At 29.1% G+C, this 26,961-nt stretch carries 15 protein-coding genes; 8 read left to right on the top strand and 7 right to left on the bottom strand.

All coding sequences use genetic code 11. The features are described from left to right. The first annotated feature begins 120 nt into the window (after window positions 1-120). Together IPP08_07790 and IPP08_07785 are read left to right on the top strand one after the other, a co-directional pair. Window positions 121-2,898, top strand: coding sequence for a HEAT repeat domain-containing protein (locus IPP08_07790; protein QQS65682.1), 2,778 nt, complete (start codon window positions 121-123; stop codon window positions 2,896-2,898). Window positions 2,899-2,920: 22 nt separating this feature from the next. After that, window positions 2,921-3,379, top strand: coding sequence for a cyclic nucleotide-binding domain-containing protein (locus tag IPP08_07785; protein ID QQS65681.1), 459 nt, complete (start codon window positions 2,921-2,923; stop codon window positions 3,377-3,379). Here IPP08_07785 and IPP08_07780 read toward each other — a convergent pair. The 3 genes from IPP08_07780 to IPP08_07770 all read right to left on the bottom strand — a co-directional run bounded on the left by IPP08_07780 (window position 3,376) and on the right by IPP08_07770 (window position 5,651). After that, window positions 3,376-3,966: an HD domain-containing protein gene (locus IPP08_07780; GenBank protein ID QQS65680.1), complete on the bottom strand. Its 591-nt coding sequence runs from the start codon at window positions 3,964-3,966 to the stop codon at window positions 3,376-3,378. The genes IPP08_07785 and IPP08_07780 overlap by 4 nt on opposite strands. 139 nt (window positions 3,967-4,105) lie before the next feature. Beyond that, window positions 4,106-4,984 (bottom strand): YihY/virulence factor BrkB family protein, encoded by an 879-nt coding sequence (locus tag IPP08_07775; GenBank protein ID QQS65679.1) that lies wholly within the window; start codon window positions 4,982-4,984, stop codon window positions 4,106-4,108. A gap of 52 nt (window positions 4,985-5,036) precedes the next feature. Further along, on the bottom strand, window positions 5,037-5,651 hold the full coding sequence (locus IPP08_07770) for an outer membrane lipoprotein carrier protein LolA (protein ID QQS65678.1): 615 nt from the start codon (window positions 5,649-5,651) through the stop codon (window positions 5,037-5,039). 172 nt (window positions 5,652-5,823) lie between these two features. Between IPP08_07770 and IPP08_07765 the strand changes: the two genes are divergently transcribed. From IPP08_07765 to IPP08_07750, 4 genes are all read left to right on the top strand, one after another. Next, a complete protein-coding gene (locus IPP08_07765; GenBank protein QQS65677.1) occupies window positions 5,824-9,918 on the top strand; it encodes a choice-of-anchor D domain-containing protein in 4,095 nt (1,364 codons plus the stop codon). Between the two features lie 259 nt (window positions 9,919-10,177). Beyond that, window positions 10,178-14,266 carry a choice-of-anchor D domain-containing protein gene (locus tag IPP08_07760; GenBank protein QQS65676.1) on the top strand — a complete coding sequence of 1,363 codons (4,089 nt, stop codon included), beginning with the start codon at window positions 10,178-10,180 and terminating at the stop codon, window positions 14,264-14,266. Between the two features lie 174 nt (window positions 14,267-14,440). After that, window positions 14,441-16,243, top strand: a complete 1,803-nt coding sequence (locus IPP08_07755) for a hypothetical protein (protein ID QQS65675.1) — start codon at window positions 14,441-14,443, stop codon at window positions 16,241-16,243. A 125-nt stretch (window positions 16,244-16,368) separates the two neighbouring features. Continuing rightward, window positions 16,369-17,067 carry a hypothetical protein gene (locus tag IPP08_07750; GenBank protein ID QQS65674.1) on the top strand — a complete coding sequence of 233 codons (699 nt, stop codon included), beginning with the start codon at window positions 16,369-16,371 and terminating at the stop codon, window positions 17,065-17,067. Between the two features lie 10 nt (window positions 17,068-17,077). On the opposite strand, the gene IPP08_07745 is transcribed toward IPP08_07750, so the two are convergent. Continuing rightward, complete coding sequence (locus IPP08_07745; protein QQS65673.1) at window positions 17,078-17,596, bottom strand: redoxin domain-containing protein; 519 nt, start codon at window positions 17,594-17,596, stop codon at window positions 17,078-17,080. Window positions 17,597-17,805: 209 nt separating this feature from the next. Continuing rightward, window positions 17,806-19,044 (bottom strand): MFS transporter, encoded by a 1,239-nt coding sequence (locus IPP08_07740; protein ID QQS65672.1) that lies wholly within the window; start codon window positions 19,042-19,044, stop codon window positions 17,806-17,808. Window positions 19,045-19,194: 150 nt separating this feature from the next. Here IPP08_07740 and tgt point away from each other — a divergent pair, with 150 nt between their 5' ends. Further along, complete coding sequence (tgt, locus tag IPP08_07735; protein ID QQS65671.1) at window positions 19,195-20,322, top strand: tRNA guanosine(34) transglycosylase Tgt; 1,128 nt, start codon at window positions 19,195-19,197, stop codon at window positions 20,320-20,322. Between the two features lie 133 nt (window positions 20,323-20,455). After that, on the top strand, window positions 20,456-23,431 hold the full coding sequence (locus tag IPP08_07730; protein QQS65670.1) for a T9SS type A sorting domain-containing protein: 2,976 nt from the start codon (window positions 20,456-20,458) through the stop codon (window positions 23,429-23,431). Between the two features lie 296 nt (window positions 23,432-23,727). Here IPP08_07730 and IPP08_07725 read toward each other — a convergent pair whose 3' ends face one another. Further along, window positions 23,728-23,868, bottom strand: coding sequence for a hypothetical protein (locus tag IPP08_07725; GenBank protein QQS65669.1), 141 nt, complete (start codon window positions 23,866-23,868; stop codon window positions 23,728-23,730). A 300-nt stretch (window positions 23,869-24,168) separates the two neighbouring features. After that, complete coding sequence (locus IPP08_07720) at window positions 24,169-26,163, bottom strand: hypothetical protein (GenBank protein ID QQS65668.1); 1,995 nt, start codon at window positions 26,161-26,163, stop codon at window positions 24,169-24,171. Window positions 26,164-26,961 lie beyond the last annotated feature (798 nt).

Raw genomic sequence — 26,961 nt, 5'->3', positions numbered from 1 at the left:
AAATTTTATTTAAAAAATTATTAACATTAAATATTAGTAGAATATAAATGAGTTTAACAAAATTGATTTATAATTATTTCTTTAATATTCATATTTTAAAAAACAATAAATTCTCCTAATATGAAAAAAAGAATTTTACAATTGTTAAATATTCATGATGATGAGGTATTCCTTGTATCAAGATTTTTCTTACTTCAATTGTTACAAGGAATAGGAGTAGCTGTTTTTAATACAATCGCTTTAACATTATTTCTTAATAGATTTCAACCATCATTACTTTCAAATGTTTATGTAGTTTCAGGTGCTTTGTTGCTTGTTATAGGATATTTTTATACTAAAATAGAACATAAATTGCCAGTTAAGAAAACTGCTCCAGGGGTAATTCTCTTTATGGGATTTAGTATTTTGCTTTTAAGATTCTTTTTAATTTATGACCAATCTCCCTGGGTCATTTTTTTTATGTTCTGTTGGTATTATGCAATTTACCTTTTAAATAATTTAGAATTTTGGGGAGTTGCAGCATTGACTTTTGATATAAGGCAAAGTAAAAGATTGTTTGGTATTATTGGTGCAGGAGATATTCCTGCAAAATTAATTGGGTATTCTGTAGTTCCAATATTATTGCATTATGTTTCAACAGAAAATGCATTATATGTATCATCATTTTTCATTTTGTCTTCTTTTTTTGTTTGCAGAAATTTAGATAAAGCTGGTAAGTTAGACATTGAAGTAAAACATGTACATCATAATAAAATTAAATTGGAACATGGTACCACTGATTTATTAGGGTCATTTTCATTATCAGATTTTTTTGTCAATAAACTAATAAAATACTTATCAATTTTATCATTTATAATTATAACAATTGTTACATTAATAAATTTTGGTTTTTATGTTGAAGTAAAACATCATTCTCACACAGATATTGAACTTGCTGGATTTATAAGTAAATTTTTTGCACTTGGTAGGCTTTTAGCATTATTAATAAGATTAGTTCTAACTGGTAGAGTAATGAACAGAATTGGTTTAAAATTCTCATTATTAATATCTCCAATTATTCTAATATTAATTTTAGGATACATTTTAATAAACTCATTATTAAGTAATAACAATTCAATTACTTCAACTTTATATTTGTTTGGATTAGCAGCTGTTTTATCTGAAATGCTTAAAACATCTATACAAGATCCAGTTTTTTTGTCAATGATGCAGCCACTTTCTTTGCAACTAAGACTTAAAAGTCATGCTGTTGTTAAAGGTGTTGTAGATCCTTTTGCTTTAGTATTTAGTGGTATAATTTCTTTTCTATTCGTTCATTTTACAAAAGGAACAAGCGATGAAGGACTTAATATAATTGCCTTAAGTGGTTTAATAGTTGTATTTATTATTGTATGGATTCTGATAATATTTTTAATTGAAAATGAATATGTTAGAACTTTAGTTAAAGCAATTAGCAAACGATATTCCTTTGGATCAGAACTAGATATTACTAATGAGAGAACAAAATCAGTTTTTTTAGAAAAAGTAAAATTTGGTGATCAATCTGAAGCTATGCATACTTTAAACATAGTAGGCAAAAGGTTCACACCAGAATTATCTGAGATTGTTCTTGCTGGGTTAGAAAATAAAAATGAAATTGTTATTAGAGAAAGTATTGCTTTGATAACTCATTTAAAATTAATTAATGCTGTTCCTTTAATTAATAAAATGATAAATGATGAATCATATTTATTTATACTCCCAGATTTAATAAAGTCGATTTGTTTGCTTACACCTGAAAATGTTGATGAATCAGAAATTTATGTGAATTCTGATAATATAGAATTATCAAAATCTGCTATTATCGGTTTGATGAGTAGTGGTGGAATATCTGCAATTGTAGTTGCTGGACAAAAATTAATTGAAATGATAAATTCACCTTATACTATAATAAGAAAAACTGCAGCTGAAATTATAGGAGATTTAAAAACAAATTCATTTTACAAACCAATTTTAAAACTTTTAAATGATGAAGAATTTATAGTTGTGAAAGAAAGTATAATTGCATGTGGTAAAATTAAAAACAAGTATTTAATTGAAAAAGTAGTTAAATTATTTAAAGATATTAAATATGAAAAAATATGTATCGATGCATTGATTAATGGAGGTGATAATTCTGTTGTTGAAATTAAAAAGATATTATATATAAATACATTAACTCAGAATCAAAACCAAAAATTAATTTACATTCTTGGGAATATTAATTCAAGTTTATCTATTAAGGTATTATTAGAACATTTAAAATTTGATAAAGTAAATAGATATACTATTTTACAAGCTCTCCATATAACTGATTTTAGAGTTAAAGAAGATAATAAATTATTTTTTAATGATTTAATTCAAGAGTCTTTAAATGTTGCTACTAAAATTACTAATATGATAAATTTCCTTTCTCAAACTGATGGAATGCATCATCTGTTAGACGCATTGGTATATGAATTAGAAAAATTAAGAGAAGTATTATTATTAATACTATCATTCATTTATGATTCTAATAAAATAAAAAAAGTTAGAACTGCTTTTCATTACAATAAAAAGGATACAATTGCAAATGCATTAGAAGTTTTTGAAATTGAAGTTGATAAAGATATTTCTCTAAGATTTATTGAATTATTTGAACCTAATGATATGAAAATTAAAAGTTTGAAATTTAATGATAAATCAAATTCATCATATACAGAAAATGATATATTCCAAATCATAATTTATGATGAAATATATTTTTTTGATAGATGGACTAAAGCAGCATGTACTTATTCTCTAAACGAATATCATGGGAATAATAAAAATGAGTATATAGATTTCTTAACTTTAAGTAGTGATAATTTAATTAAAGAGACTGCAATGAGTATTGCCTAATAATTATAAAAATTTAGTTCAAATGCATAAAAAAGAAAGCGATTCAAGTGAGAGATTATTACAAATTGAAAAAATTCTAACTTTAAAATCATTAGACATTTTTTCTGAAACTCCAACAAATGTTTTAGTGGAGGTGAGTGAAATTTTAGAAGAACTAGAATTGGAAGCTAATAGCTTAATCTTTAATGAAGGTGAAATTGGTCAATGTATGTATGTAATTTTCAAAGGAGAAGTTAAAATACATAAGGGTGGAGTTGTTGTTGCTATTCTTAAAGAAAAAGATCTTTTTGGTGAAATGTCTTTGTTAGATACTGAAGCTAGAAGTGCTAGCGCAACAACAATAACAGATACACTCTTATTGAAATTAGATCAAGAAGATTTATTTGAATTAATGGATACAAGGGTGGAAGTTGCAAAGGGTATTATAAAAATGCTTAGCAAAAGATTAAGAAATGCTAATGAAAAAGTTAAATCGAATTAATCAGGATTTTCAACAATCTTAATTATTTGTTCTAAATATTCTTTTTTCTTTGGCTCTCTATACATCTTACAAAAATCAGTAAAATATTGATGTTTTTTTAAAAAATTCATTTGAATAATGTTCCACTGAGATTCATTTGAAACATCCATGTAAATTTTTAATTCATCAAAAAGAGTTCTTCCAACATCCCAATAATCTGCAGTACCTAAATATTCTAAATCTGCATCAGCAATAATTTGTTCTAAATGAGTTTTTGGACTTTGTGGAATTTTAGTAGCCATTATCAAACCACAAACAATATTAACCTCATCATCAGATAAACCAAACTTTGGGAGCTCTTCCTTAGCTATTTTGCAACCCTCTTCTTCATGATTTTTGTAAACATGTACAAACCCAATATCGTGATAAAGTCCTCCAACATTTAGAAGGAATAATTCATTTGAAGTAATTTTTTCATGTTCACAAATTATGTTAATAGAATCTACAACAGATAATGTATGGTGCATTCCATGATAATACAAATCCATTGGTAACTCTTTTTTGAGTTTGTCTAAAACATGTTTTTTAATTTTGCTAAAATCTTTCATCTCTAAATTTAAGTTTTCTGTTTAATTTGATAAAACAAATTTTTGTAACTGATTATAACAACAAAGTAAGTGTTTTGAAATATTGATTGAAAAAATTCTACAGTTATAAAAAACAAATTCTAATTCATTAAAATAAGTATTAATTATATGATTTAGAATTATTTTTTAAGAATGAATTTTTATTGATTATTAAAGATAATTCTGCTCCAAATAACATAACTAATGCTGAAAAATATATCCATATTGCAGAGGCTGCAAAAATAGCATACACTCCATAAACTCTAGAAAATGATTTGAATGAAGTAACATAAAATTCAAATGCAATTCTAGAAACCTCCCATAAAATTGAGCTGAATATTGTTGACATCCAAAGGGTTTTATTATTTAATCTTTTATAGGGCATAAATCTAAAAATTGAAAGAAAAACAAATAAAGAACTAAAAATTATTATTACTTCACTTACAAACGAACTAACTAAATTTAAGGAAGCCCATTGATTTAGTTGATTATTCATTGAAAAAATAAGTTTAAAAATTGGACCTATCAAAACTGAAGCATAAATTAGAATTCCCATTATCATAATCACACAAATATCATAAAGTTTGTAAATAAGGAAATGTTTTTCGTTTTGTAAATTAAATACTGTGTTTACACCTGTTCTAATAGATGTTGCTAATGCTGATGATGTCCATAGTAAACCAGCAATTCCTAAAAATCCTGCAATTCCTCTATTATCAACTATTACATTAATCTGTTCTTTAATATGATCAATAATATCTTGTCTATATCCTACAACAAAAAAATCTTTTGCATAAATATTTAATTGGTTTATAATCGTTTGAGAATCCAATATGTACCCTAACACAAAAAGTATTATTAAAATTGTTGGTACTATAGATGTAATGATTGTAAAAGCAATCCCACTTGCCATCATATATATGTGATGTTCAGTTGTAGAATTTGAGAAATCTAATATATGGGAATAAATATTTTTAAATAAATCAAATACTTTTTTCAAATAATTTTTCACTTTAGAATAAAATAGAAACATAAATAAAATGGAATTAAAACTATTTAGTTAAATCAATAATTTTAACGTTAGGTGATGGGTTATATGAAAATTTATTTGGATTTATAATAGTATTATACTTTGAACTTAGGATTTTAATATTAATCTCACCAAAAGAATCATTATTTAAAATTAGTCTTTGAAAAGTATTATCTTTTTTATTGATATGCAAGACTGCTGAACTAATATCAGAAATTGTTTTACTTATATTTTGTGGTGTACATTTAATTATCATAGACCCTTTATTTTCGGAAACATATTCTGAATTGTAATCTCCAGGAAATGATGTAAAAATATCACTTGGTAAGATAGATTTTCTTTTTGTAATTGCCTTTGTTATAATTACTTGACTTAATTTAGAATTAATATTCCATACTTTTACACCATTGCAGATTATTGTTTTATCCCCATACCAGATGTTGTATTTATTACCTTTAGAATAATACATTTTACCTCTGATTTTATCAGAATTAGCACTTGTTTGTTCAAAAGAAATTTCCGCTGTATTAACACTAGAATAAAATTGTTTGGTTTTATTTACAAATTGAGTTACATCAGTTTTAAACTCTATAGAATTTAACAAGTTAAGACTAAACAGAATAGTTATGTATATCATATTTTAATTTAATTATTTGAATCTTTTGTATAGTTTTGAGTGTCTTTAAAAATTCTATTATGAATATTTTTTAATAAAATATAATTGTTTCTAATTTAAATCTAGTTAGATTTTATTAGTAACCTTAAATAATAAAAAGTTAAGCATATCATTTAAACAAAATCTAATATTAATGTACAGAAATCTACTACTATTTACAATTAATTTTCTAATTGTATTAAGTTTTTCATTTGCTCAAAATGGTAAGCCATTACCAAATATTCCATTCGGACCTTCAAATTCTGGAAAAGAATATTATTTTAATTTTCCTGCAAATTATGAATATGGTGCTTCAATTAAGTATTGTAGGTTATATATTACTGCTGGAGTTAGAACCAAAGTAACAATTGCAATTGGCTCTAAAAATAAGAAAACAATTTATACTGTACCATTTGATATTGTTACTTATGATTTATCTACAATAGATGCACAGATGTTTCCATTTTCAACTACTGATCCAGTAAGTGACGATCAAGTTTATCCAGGTAAAGCTGTTTATGTAAAAGCTGATGCACCAATTGTAGTTTATGGAATGAACAGAACTTCGTTTACAAGTGATGGTATGTTGTTATTACCAACAAATGCTATCGGAAAAGAATATATTATTGCAGCCGGACCAGATAATTTACAGGGATCTGCTTTTGCTGGAAAATTCCCATCTCAATTCGTTATATCATCTCCATTTGATGATACAGAAATTACTATTGAATTACCTTCTGGACAAAGATCTCCTAATCATAATGGAAAAAATGGTCCTTTTAATATTACAATGAATAAAGGAGATGGATTTTCTTGTCAATCTATTGATCAATATGCAGATTTTTCTGGAACTAAAATAATTGCTAATAAACCAATATCAGTTTGTTCTGGATGTTTATGCCCTTGGTTACCTGACCCAAGATACTCAGCTTGTGATCATATTGAAGAAATGATGTTACCAGTTACCGCTTGGGGTAAAATATATCATTCAATTCCTTTCGCAACAAGAAGAAAAACAGATCTTTATAGAGTTTTTGCTGGTGCTGATAATACTAAAATATTTATAAATGGTACTGAATGGGGTACTTTAAATAAAAAAGGTGGGAATGAAGGTGAAGGTTGGTTTAGTTATTTACATGATAAAAGAGAATTAATAGAATTTACTGGAGATAAACCTATTTATGTACAACAGATTAACAATTCTCAGAACTGGGATGGAGTAGAAAGCGATCCTTTTATGTTAGTTCTTACTCCTGTTGAGCAATATCAAACTCAATTGTTATTCACTACCCCATCAGCTGATTATCCAGCAAATTTTGTAAATTTTGTATGTGATTCTGCTGGTTATAATGACATTGAAATAGCTCAAGGCGGTACAGATAAATGGGAGTCTTTCCCAAGCAAATTTGGATTTGATTTCAAAAGATTTCCAACTAAAATAAATGGGGTTACTTACATTGCTAAAACAATAGCAATAAATCCAGGAACATACAGAGTAAGAGGTCCTAAGCCATTTGCAGGATATATATATGGATTTGGAAGTTTTGATAGTTATGGATATCCATTATCAGTTGCTGTAGGAGATTTGTCAAGACCAGATAAGGATGCACCAGTAATAAAAGATACAATCGATTGTTTTGGAAACTATGAAGCAACCACAACAGATTTACCAGATGACAGTAAAATAAGAAGCAATATATCAACAATAGATTTAGATCCAGATGCAACATATAATTATAGTATAACAGTAGCAGATTTCATACCAGGCACGGATAGGGAAGTAAAGTATTCATTGAAAGTAATAGATTTAAGTCAGAATGCCCAAGCAGTAGTTATAATATCAGACCAAGCAGGGAATTATACAATAGATACAATACAGTATAATGCATTCAATGTAACAATAACGCCATCCCCAGTAAACTTTGGCACATTATTTCCAGGTGTAAAAGTAGTAAAGAAATTAACAATAACAAACTTAGCAGAACGAGAAGTAAAGTTAAAGAATATCCAACTACAAAGGAATACGCCAGGATTTAAGATACTAAGCCCAATAGGCGGTTTTACGTTATCAAAAGCGGGTGATCCAGGCTCAAGCATAGTAGCTCAAATAGAATTCACATCAACAACAAATGGGAAGTATGAGGATTCAGTAGGCATAGAGAATGAATGTAATAAGAAATACATATCATTGATAAAAGCAAAAGTAGGAGCCCCATTGATAAATGTAACAGATAAAGACTTTGGAACATTGATAGTAAATACAACAAGTCCAGCATATACAATAGAAGTATCAAATCCAATAGATCCAGCATTAAGTGATGCGATACTAACGGTAACAGGAGCAAAAGGACCAAAGAAGCTAGAGTTTAAATTAGTAGATGGAATGTTGGCATTTCCATTTGATTTAGCCCCAGGAGAATCAAAGACGTTAAGAATAACATTTAGTCCAGGAAGTGTAGCAAGTTATTTAGATACAATAGTATTCAGCAGTAATGCAACAGGTGTAGATAGTTTGGGGATATTGCAAGGAAAGGGAATACAACCACAATTGATAGCAACAAATTATGATTGGGGAAGGAAGCGAGTAGGGACAGGATGGTATACAGGAAAAGTGATGTTAAAGAATTATGGAACAGCCCCAGCGATAATAAGAGGGTTGTTGGCAAGTACTGGAGATATAAATGATTTCAGATTACCCCAAACAACATTAGATGCATTGTCAGATTTAAATATATCAGCGAATGATTCAGTAGGTTTAGATGTAGAGTTTAATCCAACAACAACAGCAGGGAGACAGATGGTGATGAACTACAATGTGGTACAAGGACCAAGTGGAGTAAAATCAACATTAGATGGATTTGGCACCCGTCCAGGGTTGATAACCCAAGATTATGATTATGGAACAATGGAAGTAGGGACAACAGTAAGTACAATCAGAGATGTAGAATTTCAAGCAGTAGGACAGTATTTAGATTCAGTAACAATAACAGAGTGGGAGTTTAGTAATCAAACCCCAGAGAACGATTACAGCTCAAGTGAGAGTGTGGTAAATGTAAAGTTAGCAACCCCAATAGTATTAAAGCCAGGGAATACGACCTATACAATGAAAGGATCATTCATAGCGAAAGCGGTAGGACAAAGAGTAGCAAGAATGAAAGCAATAACATTAGATGGAGTAGATACAACATCAAAGTGGTCAGGGAATGGATTTTCATTATCAACGAGTATAGTTGGGAAAGGAGCGAATGCGGATAATATATGTGCACCAAAGGATACGATATTAAATGCAGAGGTAAGCAATAGTGGTCAGAAGGATGTGAAGGTATTAGGGTTAAAGTTGATAGGTTTATCAGGAGATTTCAGTTTGGTAAGTGGAGTAACAAGTTTCACATTAAAGCCAGGCGAGAAGCGACAGATAGGGATAAAGTATAGTCCAAGCAAAACAGGTAAGGAAGTAGGGAAACTAGAAGTAACTCATGATGCAGGCACACCAACGAGCCCAATGTTATTAGATATAAGTGGAAGCAGTTATGCAGAGACAATAAGTAGTGGAGTAGTGTTAACAGGCACAAGGGATAATAAGGGAGAGATAGGCGGGAAGTTAGGCTGTGTAGTATCGTTGTTAGGTGGGTTTAGTAATTTAGTGGATTTAAAGAGCATACAGTTAACAATAAATTATGATCCAGTACAGTTGAGTATAGATGAGTCAAGTATCCAGATAGGAGGAGCAGGCGTATCGTATACAAAGAATAACTTAAGCAAAGCAGGCATCTATGTAATAGATGTACAGAATCCTGGAGGATTTACCACATCAGGAGAGTTGTTAAAGTTCAATATGGATGTACAATTAACGGAGAAGTTAGAGCGTGAAATAGATGTAAAGATCATAACAAATCAAGGTTGTACAACAATAAATCCATCAACAACAAAGATAGATATATATCCAATATGTGGGTTAAGTTTACGAGCAATAGAGTTAATAAATGGAACATATACACTGAGCCAAAATGTCCCAAATCCATTTAATCCTAGTACAAAGATAAAGTACAGTATAGGATTAGAAGGAAGAACAGAGATAGTGTTACAGAATATGGAGGGAAAAGAGATACAGAGATTGGTATCGGAGGATCAAAAGGCAGGGAATTATGAGTTAACAGTAGATGTAGGAAATTTACCGAGTGGAAATTATTACTACACAATAAAGTCGGGAGTATGGACAGAGACAAAGATGATGACAGTAGTGAAGTAGATTAAAGGGATAGAAATAAGAAAAAGACCTTAAAGAGAATTGATTTTCTTTTCTTTGAGGTCTTTTTTGGTTTTTTAATGTAATAATTTGAGATTGAGATTGTTATTTATTTACCAATAAAATTTAATTTTAATTCATTTATATTTTATATGTTTGAATTCTATTAATATGTAAAAAAATCGTTTGTTTTATTAAAAATCAATTTAGAAATAATCTTAAATTTTAATCTCTTTATTTATAAATATAATTAATTTTCATTATGAAAAAATTATTACTTTTTGTATCTTTAACTATCTTGTTGCTTAATGGAACTATATTCTCTCAAGGGGGTAAGAACTTACCATCAATCCCTTTCGGACCAAGTAATTCTGGCAAAGATTATTGGTTTTCATTTCCACATAATTGGGAATTTGGAGCAACCATTAAATATTGTAGATTGTACATTACAGCAGGTACTAGAACCAAAGTTACTATTTCTATTGGGACTTCTAAGATATTAAAATCTTTATTTACAGTTCCATATGATATTATAACTTATGACCTTTCAAATGTAGATGCTCAATATGGAACAGTAAGGGATGATAATTCTCCTATTCCGAACGCTGAAGTTTATCCAAATAAAGCAATTCATGTTGAATCAGTTGCACCAATAGTAGTTTATGGAATGAACAGAACTTCTTTTACAAGTGATGGTATGTTAATTCTTCCAACAAATGGATTAGGTAAAGAATATCTTGTTGCATCTGCTGCTGAAATTGGAACAACTCAAAGATTACCTTCTGAATTTGTTATTGTTTCTCCTTATGATGAAACAGATGTTTTGATTACATTACCTTCAGATCAAAAATTACCAAATTATAGTGGTTCTAAAGGTCCTTTTAATATTTCAATGAATAAAGGTGACGTATTTGGGGCTTTATCTGATGTTACTTTGGCAGATTTAACAGGTACTTTAATTCAGAGTAGTAAGCCTGTTGCGGTTATGAGTGGTCAAAATTGTACATATTTACCTGATGCACGGTTTGCAGCTTGTGATCACATTGAAGAAATGATGTTGCCAGTTTCAGCGTGGGGTAAATTATATCATTCAATTCCATTTGCTACAAGAATCAAGACCGATATGTATAGAATTTTTGCTGGTGAAGATAACACAACAGTATCAATAAATGGTACTGTTTGGGGTAAATTACCTAAAAAAGGTGGTAAAGAAGGAGAAGGCTGGTTTAATTATTTGCATAATAAAAGGGAGTTAATAGAATTTACTGGGGATAAACCTATTTATATAGCTCAATATAATAATTCTCAAAACTGGGATGGAGTAGAAAGTGATCCTTTTATGTTAGTTCTTACTCCTGTTGAGCAATATCAAAATCAATTAATATTTACTACTCCATCAGCTGATTTCCCAAAAAATTATGTAAATTTTGTATGTGATTCTGCTGGTTATAATGACATTGAAATAGCTCAAGGCGGTACAGATAAATGGGAGTCTTTCCCAAGCAAATTTGGATTTGATGTTAAAAAGTTCCCAACTAAAATAAATGGGGTAACATACATTGGGAAAACAATAGCAATAAATCCAGGAACATACAGAGTAAGAGGTCCTAAGCCATTTGCAGGATATATATATGGATTTGGAAGTTTTGATAGTTATGGATATCCATTATCAGTTGCTGTAGGAGATTTGTCAAGACCAGATAAGGATGCACCAGTAATAAAAGATACAATTGATTGTTTTGGAAACTATGAAGCAACCACAACAGATTTACCAGATGACAGTAAAATAAGGAGCAATATATCAACAATAGATTTAGATCCAGATGCAACATATAATTATAGTATAACAGTAGCAGATTTCATACCAGGCACGGATAGGGAAGTAAAGTATTCATTGAAAGTAATAGATTTAAGTCAGAATGCCCAAGCAGTAGTTATAATATCAGACCAAGCAGGGAATTATACAATAGATACAATACAGTATAATGCATTCAATGTAACAATAACGCCATCCCCAGTAAACTTTGGCACATTATTTCCAGGCGTAAAAGTAGTAAAGAAATTAACAATAACAAACTTAGCAGAACGAGAAGTAAAGTTAAAGAATATCCAACTACAAAGGAATACGCCAGGATTTAAGATACTAAGCCCAATAGGCGGTTTTACGTTATCAAAAGCGGGTGATCCAGGCTCAAGCATAGTAGCTCAAATAGAATTCACATCAACAACAAATGGGAAGTATGAGGATTCAGTAGGCATAGAGAATGAATGTAATAAGAAATACATATCATTGATAAAAGCAAAAGTAGGAGCCCCATTGATAAATGTAACAGATAAAGACTTTGGAACATTGATAGTAAATACAACAAGTCCAGCATATACAATAGAAGTATCAAATCCAATAGATCCAGCATTAAGTGATGCGATACTAACGGTAACAGGAGCAAAAGGACCAAAGAAGCTAGAGTTTAAATTAGTAGATGGAATGTTGGCATTTCCATTTGATTTAGCCCCAGGAGAATCAAAGACGTTAAGAATAACATTTAGTCCAGGAAGTGTAGCAAGTTATTTAGATACAATAGTATTCAGCAGTAATGCAACAGGTGTAGATAGTTTGGGGATATTGCAAGGAAAGGGAATACAACCACAATTGATAGCAACAAATTATGATTGGGGAAGGAAGCGAGTAGGGACAGGATGGTATACAGGAAAAGTGATGTTAAAGAATTATGGAACAGCCCCAGCGATAATAAGAGGGTTGTTGGCAAGTACTGGAGATATAAATGATTTCAGATTACCCCAAACAACATTAGATGCATTGTCAGATTTAAATATATCAGCGAATGATTCAGTAGGTTTAGATGTAGAGTTTAATCCAACAACAACAGCAGGGAGACAGATGGTGATGAACTACAATGTGGTACAAGGACCAAGTGGAGTAAAATCAACATTAGATGGATTTGGCACCCGTCCAGGGTTGATAACCCAAGATTATGATTATGGAACAATGGAAGTAGGGACAACAGTAAGTACAATCAGAGATGTAGAATTTCAAGCAGTAGGACAGTATTTAGATTCAGTAACAATAACAGAGTGGGAGTTTAGTAATCAAACCCCAGAGAACGATTACAGCTCAAGTGAGAGTGTGGTAAATGTAAAGTTAGCAACCCCAATAGTATTAAAGCCAGGGAATACGACCTATACAATGAAAGGATCATTCATAGCGAAAGCGGTAGGACAAAGAGTAGCAAGAATGAAAGCAATAACATTAGATGGAGTAGATACAACATCAAAGTGGTCAGGGAATGGATTTTCATTATCAACGAGTATAGTTGGGAAAGGAGCGAATGCGGATAATATATGTGCACCAAAGGATACGATATTAAATGCAGAGGTAAGCAATAGTGGTCAGAAGGATGTGAAGGTATTAGGGTTAAAGTTGATAGGTTTATCAGGAGATTTCAGTTTGGTAAGTGGAGTAACAAGTTTCACATTAAAGCCAGGCGAGAAGCGACAGATAGGGATAAAGTATAGTCCAAGCAAAACAGGTAAGGAAGTAGGGAAACTAGAAGTAACTCATGATGCAGGCACACCAACGAGCCCAATGTTATTAGATATAAGTGGAAGCAGTTATGCAGAGACAATAAGTAGTGGAGTAGTGTTAACAGGCACAAGGGATAATAAGGGAGAGATAGGCGGGAAGTTAGGCTGTGTAGTATCGTTGTTAGGTGGGTTTAGTAATTTAGTGGATTTAAAGAGCATACAGTTAACAATAAATTATGATCCAGTACAGTTGAGTATAGATGAGTCAAGTATCCAGATAGGAGGAGCAGGCGTATCGTATACAAAGAATAACTTAAGCAAAGCAGGCATCTATGTAATAGATGTACAGAATCCTGGAGGATTTACCACATCAGGAGAGTTGTTAAAGTTCAATATGGATGTACAATTAACGGAGAAGTTAGAGCGTGAAATAGATGTAAAGATCATAACAAATCAAGGTTGTACAACAATAAATCCATCAACAACAAAGATAGATATATATCCAATATGTGGGTTAAGTTTACGAGCAATAGAGTTAATAAATGGAACATATACACTGAGCCAAAATGTCCCAAATCCATTTAATCCTAGTACAAAGATAAAGTACAGTATAGGATTAGAAGGAAGAACAGAGATAGTGTTACAGAATATGGAGGGAAAAGAGATACAGAGATTGGTATCGGAGGATCAAAAGGCAGGGAATTATGAGTTAACAGTAGATGTAGGAAATTTACCGAGTGGAAATTATTACTACACAATAAAGTCGGGAGTATGGACAGAGACAAAGATGATGACAGTAGTGAAGTAGATTAAAGGGATAGAAATAAGAAAAAGACCTTAAAGAGAATTGATTTTCTTTTCTTTGAGGTCTTTTTTGGTTTTTAAGAGTTTCAAATTTTAAGTTATTTTTACTTTAATAATAGTCTGATAATATAGAATTTTATTTTCCATTATATCTTTTTAATAAAAATTACTCCCAATTTTGAAATTATTTGTTTTTATAATTTTTTATTCATGCATTGTTAAATGTTTTTCTCAAATTTCTGGACCATCACAAAAAATTAAACTTTTACATGCAGATTCGTTAATTGGTAAAGCAATTACAGGTGAAGAAATATTTTCTGGAAATGTATCTGTTATTCAAGGTGTTGTTAAAATTCAATCTGATGTAATTAAATTATTTTCAAAAGAAAATAGAGCAACATTTAATGGAAATGTAAAAATTGAACAACCTGGTTTAGTTATTACCGCCGGTAATGGAGATTATGATGGATCAACAAGATTAGCCACTGGTACTGATGGAATTTCACTAACTGAAGATAATGCTATCATTACTGCTCAAACTGGAGTTTATAATACTTATAATAAGAGAGCAAAATTTTTAAATGATGTAATAGTAAAACAAGGAAATACAATTGTTAAAGCTCCACAAGCAGACTATTCATCAATTGATAAAAAAGTAGAATTTAAAGGAAGAGTTAATTATTCTGAAGGTACTACTAATTTATCAGCAAACAATGCAACTTATTATACTATTACAAAAAAATCTTTTTTCTCTGGAAATGTTGTACTTATTGACAAAGAGTTAAGTTTAACATCCGATTTTGGAGAGATTGATAATTTGACAAATAAAGCAGTTTTCAGGGGTAATTTAAAAGTTAGTAATAATAATATGAACGTTATTTCAGAACAAGTAGAATTTGATAATGTAACAAAAAAAGCAAATTTCAAAGGTAAGGTAATTATGAATGATAAAGGCACAATTACTTATGCTGATGAAATTAATTATGATATAAATACTGGAAGAGCTTTGTTAAATGGAATTGTTTCAGTTGAAAATGATTCCATTAAAATAAATGCAAATAAAATTGATTTCAATAAAAAAACTGGTGAATCAATAATTACTGGGAATGGTGTATTGTATTTGAAAAAAGAGAATACATTGATTACTGGTGATACAATGATAAATAAAAGCAAAGAAGGATATTCAAAAGCATTTGGAAACCCTAAAATTGTATTTGTTGAAACAATTAAAAATGAAAGCTCCACAGGTAAACAAAATGGGGATACAACTATTATAACTGCAGATACTATTGAATCATTTAAAAATGATACAAACCAAAACTATATTGGAAATGGAAATTTTAAAATTGTAAAAGGTTCAATGAAAGCAGTTGCCGATATTGGAAAATATTTTGTAAAAGAAAGTGTTATAATATTATCAAAAAATACAGTAAAATTAATAGACAAACCTATAACTGGTGAATTAATTGATACTAATTTTTTGAACAAAGATTCTTCTATATCGCAGAAAATTATTAACTCAGATTGTTCTAATACTCGACCATCAATTCCTGTTATTTGGTATGAAAATTCTCAAATAAGTGCTGACTCTATCTCTATTGGATTAGCTAACAAAAAAATCAATTCAATAAATGCTATAGGGAAAGGACTAACAGTTATGAAGAATAAGTTAGAAAATAGGTTTGATCAAATTTATGCTGATTCATTATTCTTTATAATTAAAAGTGATACAATTAGAAAAGTGAATTGTATCAAATATGCCAGTAGCATCTATTATTTGTATGATAATGAAAACCCAAATGGAGTTGAACAAGTGTCTGGAGATAAGATAGAGATTTATTTTAAAGAAGGAAAACCAAACAAAATAAAAGTAAACGCAACATCAGAAATTTCAACAAAAGGTGAATATTTTCCAGAAGGTTTAGTAAAAAATAATGAATTGAAATTTAAACTAGAAAATTTTAGATATTTTGTAAAATAATATCTTCAAATTTTTTCGTAAGTAATTCAATTTTTGCATGTTAATTTTTCTTAAAACAACACATTCTTTACTTAAAAGGTTTGACTAATTTCATTATCAAAGTAATAACTTTAAGTTTACTTTTATTGTCTTTTAATATTACAATATATTCTCAAACAATAGTTACTAATTCTATAAATATTAATTTAATAGATACATCTAGAATATATAAAACCGATTCTATTATTCCTACTACCGGTGATACTATTAATAATTTCACACCACAACAAGATAGTTTATTCCAACAAAAATTGTTTCAAAGATTATTAGAAAAAGATAAATTAAAATTGGATTTTACTTTTGAAAGAGAAGAATTAATCGAGCTTTTAGACAGCATAAATAATACGCCTCTTGCTATTATGAAAAGAAATTTGACTTTTAATCCTAAAGATATTTTAGCAGACCCTCGTGATGTTTCAAGAAGAAATGAAGATATTTATAGGTCTCTTTACGGATGGGATTCTAAGCGTCCTATTACTTTGTATCCATTTACATTATCTATTTCAATGGGGTCAATTGGAAGATTTTTAGGAGTAATTGAAGATGTAACACCAAGAATTAAATACATGATAAATAAACAATCAAAAGTATCAGTAAAAATTTATGATCATACATCAATTTTAATAAGGAATTTAGTTGATGCAAATCAGAACACTGGATCATATTCTTTTGATTGGGATATGAAGAATGATAAAGGGGTTAAAGTATTAATGGGTGATTATGTAGTTGAAATAATAATTGATGGCAAACCTTATAAAATGAATAAAAGAATCGAAGTACCTTAACTCTAAAGTTCTAAATATTACAAACAGAATACTCTGAATAATTAACATTATCTGATGGTGTATTATAAATAAATTTCTTCACAAACTCTCCTTTAAAAATTAAAAATACACCTCCTAATTGTTTTTCATTTCCAGTAGATTTAGTCTGAAAATTACCATTCAAAATTGCTCTAAATGATCCAACAATAGTTTTCAAGTTTATCATATTTTTAAATGTAACTTCTTTAAGATTTAAAGCTTTATACAAAATTCTATCTTTGTCTACTATATATGGTATCTTTGAAATATTGTATTTCTCAATTAAATTTTGAAAAGAAATAGAGTCTGAGTGATGCACAATAACTATTTCAGTACCATTTTTTAATATCTTTTTCCAATTTTTATTAATATCTGAAAGTGTCTCTTTGCAAAACAAACATCCAGTATGCCTTATAAATACTACCATTATTGGTTTAACAAATGACATTTCATAAATTGTAAATCCTTTATTTGTTTTAAATTGGTCTAAAATATTCTTGTTATCAGTCAAATTGTTAAAGTATAAATAAAATGGTAATTTTAAATTTTAAATACATTAGATACCTTATTGAATAAGTAATAATAGTATAATGACGAATTTAAATGAAATAGATTCTAAATTTTACATTAAAATTTAAATTCTAAATCTTAATTTAAATGTTTTAAATATCTGATATTTAGGTTTCAAAATTTAAAAAATATTATTTAAATTTATATAGCTCATTCTTTAATTTCTATTAAATCAGATCCATTAATTCTAACATCTTTAACTTTAGAAATCATTAAAATTCCAAATAGGAAAAATAACCCTATTATTAAAATTGCTTTTCGTTGACCAAAATAATTTGATGCTTCACCAAACAAAAGTGGACCAATAATTGCCGAAGCTTTTCCACAAAATCCATCATAAAATCCAAAAAATTCAGTTCTTTTGTTTTGAGGTGTTAATAATGCCATCATTGCTCTACTAGTGCTTTGAGATGACCCTAAACCAATACCTGCAACAATTCCAATAATATAAAAAAAAGGTTTAGTAGTAACAAAGAAAGCAGATATAACCACAATTACCCATATTGTAAGTGTGATTATTATCACATTTCTAGCACCAAACCTATTCGTTAAAGAACCAAATAATAAAGATCCAATCAATGCTGAACCTTGAACTATAATAAATAAAACTAGTCTTTCTTGTGTATTAAATCCTAAAGTGGATTCAGCATATAAACTTGCAAAAAGTATAACAGTTAATATACCATCATTGTAAATAAAAAATGCAATTAAAAATTTATTTACCTCCTTATAATTTTTAATTTCCTTAATAGTATTAACTACACTTTTATAACCTTTAGCAATTGATGATTTTAAAATAGTACTTGATTTATTCTCTTTTATATTAAAAAATAATGGCAAAGAAAAAATAGCAAAGAAAAATCCAGAGATTGCAATTAGCGTTCTTATATCTGAATCAGTTGGTGATCCTTGCAAAAAATACATTGAAATTCCAAGTATTATAAATGAACCTAAGTAACCCATTGCAAAACCATATCCCGATACTTTTGCATAATCTTTAGGTTCAGAAATATCAGGTAAAATTGCATCATAAAATACAGTTCCACCTTCAAATCCAAAATTTGCAATAATTATTAAAACCATTGCAATCCATAATGTCCATGTAAAAAAAAGTCCGAATGTGGCAGCAATGGTAAAGATTGTTAAAGCAGCTAAGAATAATTTCTTTTTATTTCCTGCATCTGCAATTGCACCAAGTAAAGGTGCAAGTAAAGCAGTAAGCAGCATTGAAATTGATACAGCCCTTCCCCAATAAGCTTCATTCCCATTTGCTAATGAATTTTTAAAGTAAACAGGATAAACAACAGTCATCATTATGACATAAAATCCAGTGTTAGCAAAATCGAAGAATGACCAAGATAAAACCTTTTTAAAATCTTGTTTGGACATGATTAATTGTAAATAAAAAAATATTATTATACGCCTAAATTAAGTGTTGTTCTTGAAATAAATATTTAAAATTAATGTAAATGTATTAAATCTATTTCTTCATTTTATTGGAGTTATTTCTTTAAATTTTGTTAGCTATTTTTGAAAGATATGAAATTTGAATTATTACAAACTGATATTGTATCAAAGGCAAGAGCTGGAATTATTGAAACAGATCATGGAACTTTCAATACTCCAGTATTTATGCCTGTTGGTACTCGTGGGGCAGTTAAAACTTTATTAAGTGAAGACTTATTAAGGTCAAACTCAGAAATTATTCTTTCAAATACTTATCATTTATTTACAAGACCTGGCTTAGATGTTTTGTTGAAAATAGGTGGTTTGCATAAATTTATGAATTGGAATAGATCTATTCTTACTGACTCTGGAGGATTCCAAATTTTTTCGTTAAAGGAATTATGCAAAGTAAATGAAGATGGTGTGAAATTCCAATCTCATATTGATGGAGCAAAAATTAATTTAACTCCCGAAAAGGTAATTGATATTCAGAGAGCTATAGGATCTGATATAATGATGGTGTTAGATGAATTTAGATCACCAGATTTACCTGTAAATGAACATCGAGAGGCTGCAGAAAGGTCTTTAAGATGGGCAATTAGAGCAAAAGAATATCACAATAAAATAGATTATCCCTATGGATTTACTCAAGCATTATTTTCCATAATTCAAGGAGGGACTAACAAACAGCTTCGAGAATTTAGTGCAATTGAAACAGTTAAAGTTGGATTTGATGGATTTGCTATTGGTGGGTTAGCTGTAGGTGAACCTACCAATGTGATGTATGATGTAATTGACTTTACAATCCCTTTCCTACCCGAAAATCGACCAAGATACTTGATGGGAGTGGGTACTCCAGAAAATCTTCTAGAAGCCATTTCTCGTGGGGTTGATATGTTTGATTGTGTAATGCCAACTAGAAATGCTAGAAATGCAACCTTGTTTACTTCAAAAGGAAGGTTAAATGTAAGAAATCTAAAATTTAAATATGACGAATCGCCAATTGATTCCAATTGTGATTGTTTAACTTGCAAAGGATATTCACTTTCTTATATAAGGCATTTATTTAATGTTGATGAAATTACTGCTTGTACTTTATCAACAATTCATAACATTCATTTTTATTTGCAATTAATGAGGTCGTCAAGAGAGAAAATATTAACAGGAAATTTTTTAGAATGGAAGAATGAGATTGTTCAAAATCTTGTTAAAAAAATTTAATTTGTTCTTAATATATTTTAAAAAATTTATTTTATAATTTATAACTTTTGTTAGATAAATATTGCATTTTAATTTATATAATCTAAAAGTTTCATTTATTTTACAATTCCATTTCATAAAAAAGAATGTACGAATGAAAATTTATATTAATTATAATAAAATTGTAACTTTTTGTATTGCAATTTACTTTATAACTTCTCAATTAATTCAAGCACAAACAGTAAGATCAGATACTCGAGGGAAGCAATTTTATATTGCTTTTATGGAAAATTTAGGAAGCAATACTAATGGCTCAAAGTTAAGGTTATATGCGTCTTGCGACAAATTAACAAAATTGAAAATTATTTTAAATAATAATTTTTCTGCCCCAATCAATTATGATATTCAACAAGTAAATACTCCACTTGAAATTAAAATTCCATTTAATCTAGAATTAGATAATTCTAATACTGGTGTAAGTAATAAAAGTGTAATAGTTGAAGCTGATGATGAAATTACTATTTATGGTGTATCAATTAGAGATAAATCTGCAGATGCTTTTGTTGCAATTCCTGAAAAAGTTCTGACCCCACGATATATTGTTTTATCTTATTCAAATGGATATTTGATTCAAGGGAATAATGGAACTTTTGATACGCCTTCTGAATTTGCAGTTGTTGCTACTGCTGATAATACTGTTTTAAGAATTACTTCTTCTCCTCTGGCTAAAATTAATGGTAATCAAAAAGGAGCTACATTTAATGTAAATTTGAATAAAGGACAAGTCTTCTTTGGTCAAGCAGAAATTAACAAAGATGCACAAGATGTTAGTGGAACTGAGATTTTAGGAAATAAACCTGTTGCAGTATTTGCTGGTGTTAAAAGAGCATCTATACCAGTATTAGATGGTAGAAGTCGTGATCATTTATGTGAACAAATTCCACCATTAGAAACATGGGGAAAAAATTACATAGTTACACCTCATTTTGTAATTACACCATCATCTCCTTTTAAACCAATTTTCAGAATATTATCTGCATTTGATAATACTAATTGGAAGTTAAATGGAGTTGTACAAACACCTCTACAAAAGGGGATTCCAGTAGAGAAAGAATACACTGCCTCTTCCTTTATAAGTTCAGATTTACCAGTTTTGATTGCCCAATATGAGCATTCAGCAGAAAGTAATAAAAATCCATTTAGTGGTGGAACTGCTTTAGGTGATCCTTTTATGATGATTATTCAACCAATAGAGCAATGGGATTCTATCAATGTTTTTCAAAGTATTATAGATCCAGAATTTAGACGTCATTTTTTTAATATAACAATTCATAAAGATGGTTTGAAAAATTTAACTTTAGATGGACAAAAGTTAAATGCGAACCAATTTAAACCCGTATCAACAACAAATTATCTTTATGCTCAAATTGAAGTTCAACAAGGTTCGCATATAATTAATTGTGATTCTTCATTTGGAATTGGAATTTATGGTTTTGGAGCTGCAAATTCTTATGGTTACAGCGGTAGTATGGTTTTTGGGAAATTAGTTGGTGATATTTATCCCCCTATAATTGAGGATTCTTTAAGATGTTCAGATTTAGATGGTATTGCATTTGATAGTAAAATTACTGATACTGGTATTGACTCAATTATAGTTTTAACACAAGAAAATACAAAAGTTACTATTCCTGCTTTTTCTAAAGGGATTGATACAGTTTATTTTAAAGCAACTTTAGTTGATAAATATAATGATGGTAAAATTGGTATTAAAGCAATTGATTCAGGAGGAAGGGAGATTAGTTTTTTTAAAACAATACCTGGCTTCACTTTGCGGACAATTGGAATGAATGGTAATACACCTATTGTTTTGGATTCTTTAATTATTATAAATTCTGCAAATGATACTTGTAGGGATTTTGAGATTGAGAATTATGGAAATTTCCCACAAACTATTACAGAAGTATTAATTTCAGATACTCTTAAGAATGCGTTATTACAAAACAACATTAAGATAAAAGGAATTTTACCAATAACTTTAAAACCAGGTGAGAAGGTAAAATATTCTATTTGTATAAGTGGATGGTTAGGAATGGCTGAGATAAATACTGAAATAAGAATTAAAAATTTGTGTAATGAAAGAGTGATTGCTAATATCCCTTTACAAAGTTTGGTTGATACTCTCCCACCTAAAATTGAAACTTTGATTCCTCCTTGCCCATCAAATTTAACATATCAAGTTTCGGAGTCAAGAAAAATTGGAACCGGTGTTAATAGTGTAAATTTTAGTCTTCTAAAAAATTGTGAAGTAGTTGTATTGCCAAACTCATCAGATTTTCCTACAGATGAAATTAAAGTTGATATAAGATTGAAAGATAAATATCATGATGGTTATGTAACTATTATTACGACTGATAAAATAGGGAATACATCTACAAAAACTGATACATTAAGTGGTTTTACTTTAGCAACTTTAGATACAAAATCTAGAGATTCAGTTGGCTTGAGATTTGGTAAAGGAGTTGAATTAGATACATTAAATTCATTAACTTGGAGATGTTCTGATAGTATTGAAATTGTTAATTATGGAAGTAAATCTAAAATTATTTCTTCTCTAAAATTTAACAATAATATAGTTTATAGTTTGCCACCATCTATTATTCCAATTACAATTTCACCCCATTCATTTGTAAGAATTCCAATATGTATTCAAGGTTCTACTCTAAATCAACAAACTGATACACTAATTGTTGGTGATGCATGTGGAAATGAAGATGTAATACCGTTTAATATTAACATGTTACTATCTCTTCAAGCAGGTTCTGATTGGTGCAACAATAAACTAAGTTTTGGTGTAAAAGCATCAGCAAATTTCATTACTTCTTCTTTCCCCAATCCAGTTACTAGTGGAATTGCTAAAGTTTATATAGGACTCGTAAATGATGAAAATATAAATGTTTCCTTATATGATTTAACAGGGAATGAAGTTAAAGTGTTAGTTAATTCAATTATATTCAAGAAGGGAATTAATACTTTTATTTTTGATCTTTCTGATTTACCAAGTGGAAGTTATACAATTATGATGGTTTCAAATAACAATAAATATTTGAGTAAATTATTAATTACTAAATAGTTAATCTAAAAATTATAAAAACGTCAGTTTCAATTTATTACTGGATAAATACTTACATAGAGAATTCGACTGTTATCTCTGCACGGATAAAGGGTATAATAATTAATGTAATCTTGATGACAAAGATCCCTTACTTCAAGAAACACAATATACTCTTTATTCGGTTTTGCTTCTAAGTGTGTGTCAATCTTACCCTTTTCCAACCAATCTTTTGTGCTAGATTGATTTATTCCAAACCATTCTGAAGCATAGGTAAATTGTAAGCATGAACCTGTATCGGCTATTTGTTTTGGTGTTTAAGATAATAATTTTTTACTTTCGTTTTTTATAAGTGGAAATAAATTTACACAAGCAGGTATGTAATGCCCTTTTATTGGATCTATTATCTCAGTTGTTACTATTTTACTACTGTTTTTCTCAAGCTGCCCCTGAATCATAAATTGCAATTACATCATTAACTTTTATGTGAGCAATTATTGCAGTGTTTGTTAGCATAAAATCAATACAATGTTAGCTAGGTACTTTGCTTTCATTAATTGAAAGCTACATTTATTATGAAATTGCTTTTATAATTACTCAAAACAAGAACTTACATAGTTAAACTCTATTTTTAAAAAGCAATCTTATATTATAAAATAATATTAAACCTCAATTTTTGATACATAAAAAAACCTCCTAAAAATTTTATCAATTGATAGGAAGTTTTTATATTTATTAAGTATTTATTAACAATTTACTTATTCCAATTTCATTACTCTTGGTTTTGGGTTTTTACTCAACACACTGCTTATTTCCTCATCAATATTAATTCTTACATACAATTGATAACTCCCTACAGCTCCGCTTTTGTCAGCTATTTTTGCCATACCATAAACGATATGTTTATTATCTGGTGACCAATTTGGAAACGAGGCTGTCCATCTATCCCATGAACTGTTATCTGGTTTAAATACTATATTTTTATCTTCCAATGATTTAAGATTCAATACTCCTAGTTTTGATGGATCGCACGGACCACCTATAAAAGCTCGCTGACCATAGTTTGAGTATAATATCTTTGTTCCATCATTATTATAACGCATCCAAAGTAAAGCACGATTAGGTGAATCAAATTGGTATAACGCTTGCTTACGTTTTGTCTCCAAATTATAACTAACTATTATAGGTGGTCTATAACTCCCTACATCTGTAAATAACAAATTTTTCCCGTCTGGGCTTATGTCAAACCCATTAACTATTTCATTACGACCAAAACTTGAGTAATGCTCAAGTATCAACTCTCGCTCCATTGTGTTTAAATTCAATTTGTAATACCCAGCATTTCTTCCTTCTGGTTTGCCTAATGAATAATAAACAATCAAACTATCACTACTACCCATATACACCGCACTAGAGATGTTTTCGCTACTGTCTAGTAGTTCTTTTAAAGCGTAATCATTTTGCAAGTCCATCTCGTATAATGCTCCTATGCTTACCGACGACCTATTTGAAACTACATAAACAATTTTCGTTTTTTTCTTATTTAAACTCATTGTAAATGGGTAGTATTTTATTAAAGAATTATCTCCAATTGATGAGTCTTCAATTACATTATAATTGCTGTCTATTTTAATGTACTGCGCTGAATAAGTTGCTAACATAAAATTATTTGTCCAAACGGCATTTTCTAAATTTTTAGACTCTAATGTTTTAGAAGTTATCTTCTTTACTTTTAATATTGTTTTCTTATTTGTCTCCAATTCAATATTCGTTTTAATGTATAATTCGTAATTACTTAAACCTAAGCATATCATACCATAAATTATGTGTTTATTATCTGGTGACCAGTTTGGAAATGGAGCTACCCATGCACCTGTACTTGCATCTTCTGGCTTGAACTGTAATAGCTTATCTTCCATCGTTTCTAGTTTTATTACTCCTAACTTTGATGAAACTTTTGGACCATTACCCAATAAACCACGACTATAAATTGAATATAATACTTCAGTGCCATCATTATTGTAACGCATACACAACAATTCTAACTCACGATTCACATCAAGACTTAGTTCTTGTACCCATCGAACTTGACCAGTTGACATTTCTACCATTAATATCTTTGGAGTTGTTTTGCTAAACACTTCAGGTACTAATAGTGTGTTACCATCTGGGCTTACATCAAAACCATTTACTATCTCATCACTACCAAGATCTGAGTAAATATCAAATATTAATACTCGTTTATTTGTTTTCAAATCCATTTTGAAATATCCAGCATTTACTCCCTCTGGTTTGCCCAATGAATAATAAACTATTATGCTATCAGTACCACCAAAATAAACTGCACTTGAAATGTTTTCCGATGAATTAATTATTTCTTTTACTTGATTGTTATACAAATCTTTCTCTACCAATGCACCCATGCTTTTGGTTCTAAATTTCGATACCACATACAATACTTTATTTCTCGCTTTGTTCATACTCATTGTAAGTGGAGTACATTCAGGATTTGAACCCTTGCAAACTGATGAGTCCTCTAAAAATTTAAAGCTACTATCTATTTTGATATACTTCAATGGGTATGTACTTAAAAGAAAATTCTTGCACCATAAAGTACTCAATATAGTATCTTCTTGTAGTGATTCAGAGCTTATTTTAATTACACTTGATATATAATTACTACTTTCAAACCTTGTAAAACCGCACGACATAAAAACCACAATCAGTGGTAAGATTATTTTTACACTTTTCATGATTATCTTATTTCAGTTTTAAATTGTATATTGTTGCAGTTACTAGTTGGTACAGTTATTATCTGCCCATTATGAGACCATTTTTTTACTAAGTCCATAACTCCTATATTAAAAACACTTACCTTGTAAGCCTTTAAACCCTGTACTCCTATACCAAAAGTTGAAGGAAATTTTAGAAGTCTGTTTTTTAATTGCTAAGTACATTTATTAAAAATAAAACTAATCTAAAAATGTGAATTGTAAATTTGTTTTGTATCGCATAAAAAGGTTCTTCAAACATACTTATAAATTGTGGAGTAACAATCGTTTAGTCTTTATTTTATTTATTATATTTTTTATTATAAAAATGAAAATACTAAAATTATTATATCTCTGGAATATACTATTCTACAACACAAAAAACAAAAACCTCCTAAAAACTTATTCAGTTGATAAGAGGCTTTTTATTATCAATTAACAATTTACATTTATCTTATTCCAACTTCATTGTTCTTTGGATTGGTGTTGTTGTAGATATGTTTGTTGTACAATCTTACTCATACTAAAAAAAATTCAGTTTAGTTTATTAATCCTGATATAAATTTACAATACATTTTAAATTCTGAATTGAGTTTGCAATATTAGGAGTTTTTCTATTATTGTTATTATATAATTTCTATGTTTTATAATTGTTTTTTTGATTTAAGAATCGTTACAAAAAGGATTTGTTTTCTATTGCATCAAATGCAAAATATTTGATAGAATATTTGGCTTCTTTTTGATGTATAAAATTTTATTTCATTAACTAAATCCACTTAA

It is taken from the genome of Chlorobiota bacterium (assembly GCA_016700335.1).
Taxonomy (GTDB): Bacteria; Bacteroidota; Ignavibacteria; order OLB7; family OLB7.
This window is presented reverse-complemented; position numbering and strand designations above follow the sequence as displayed.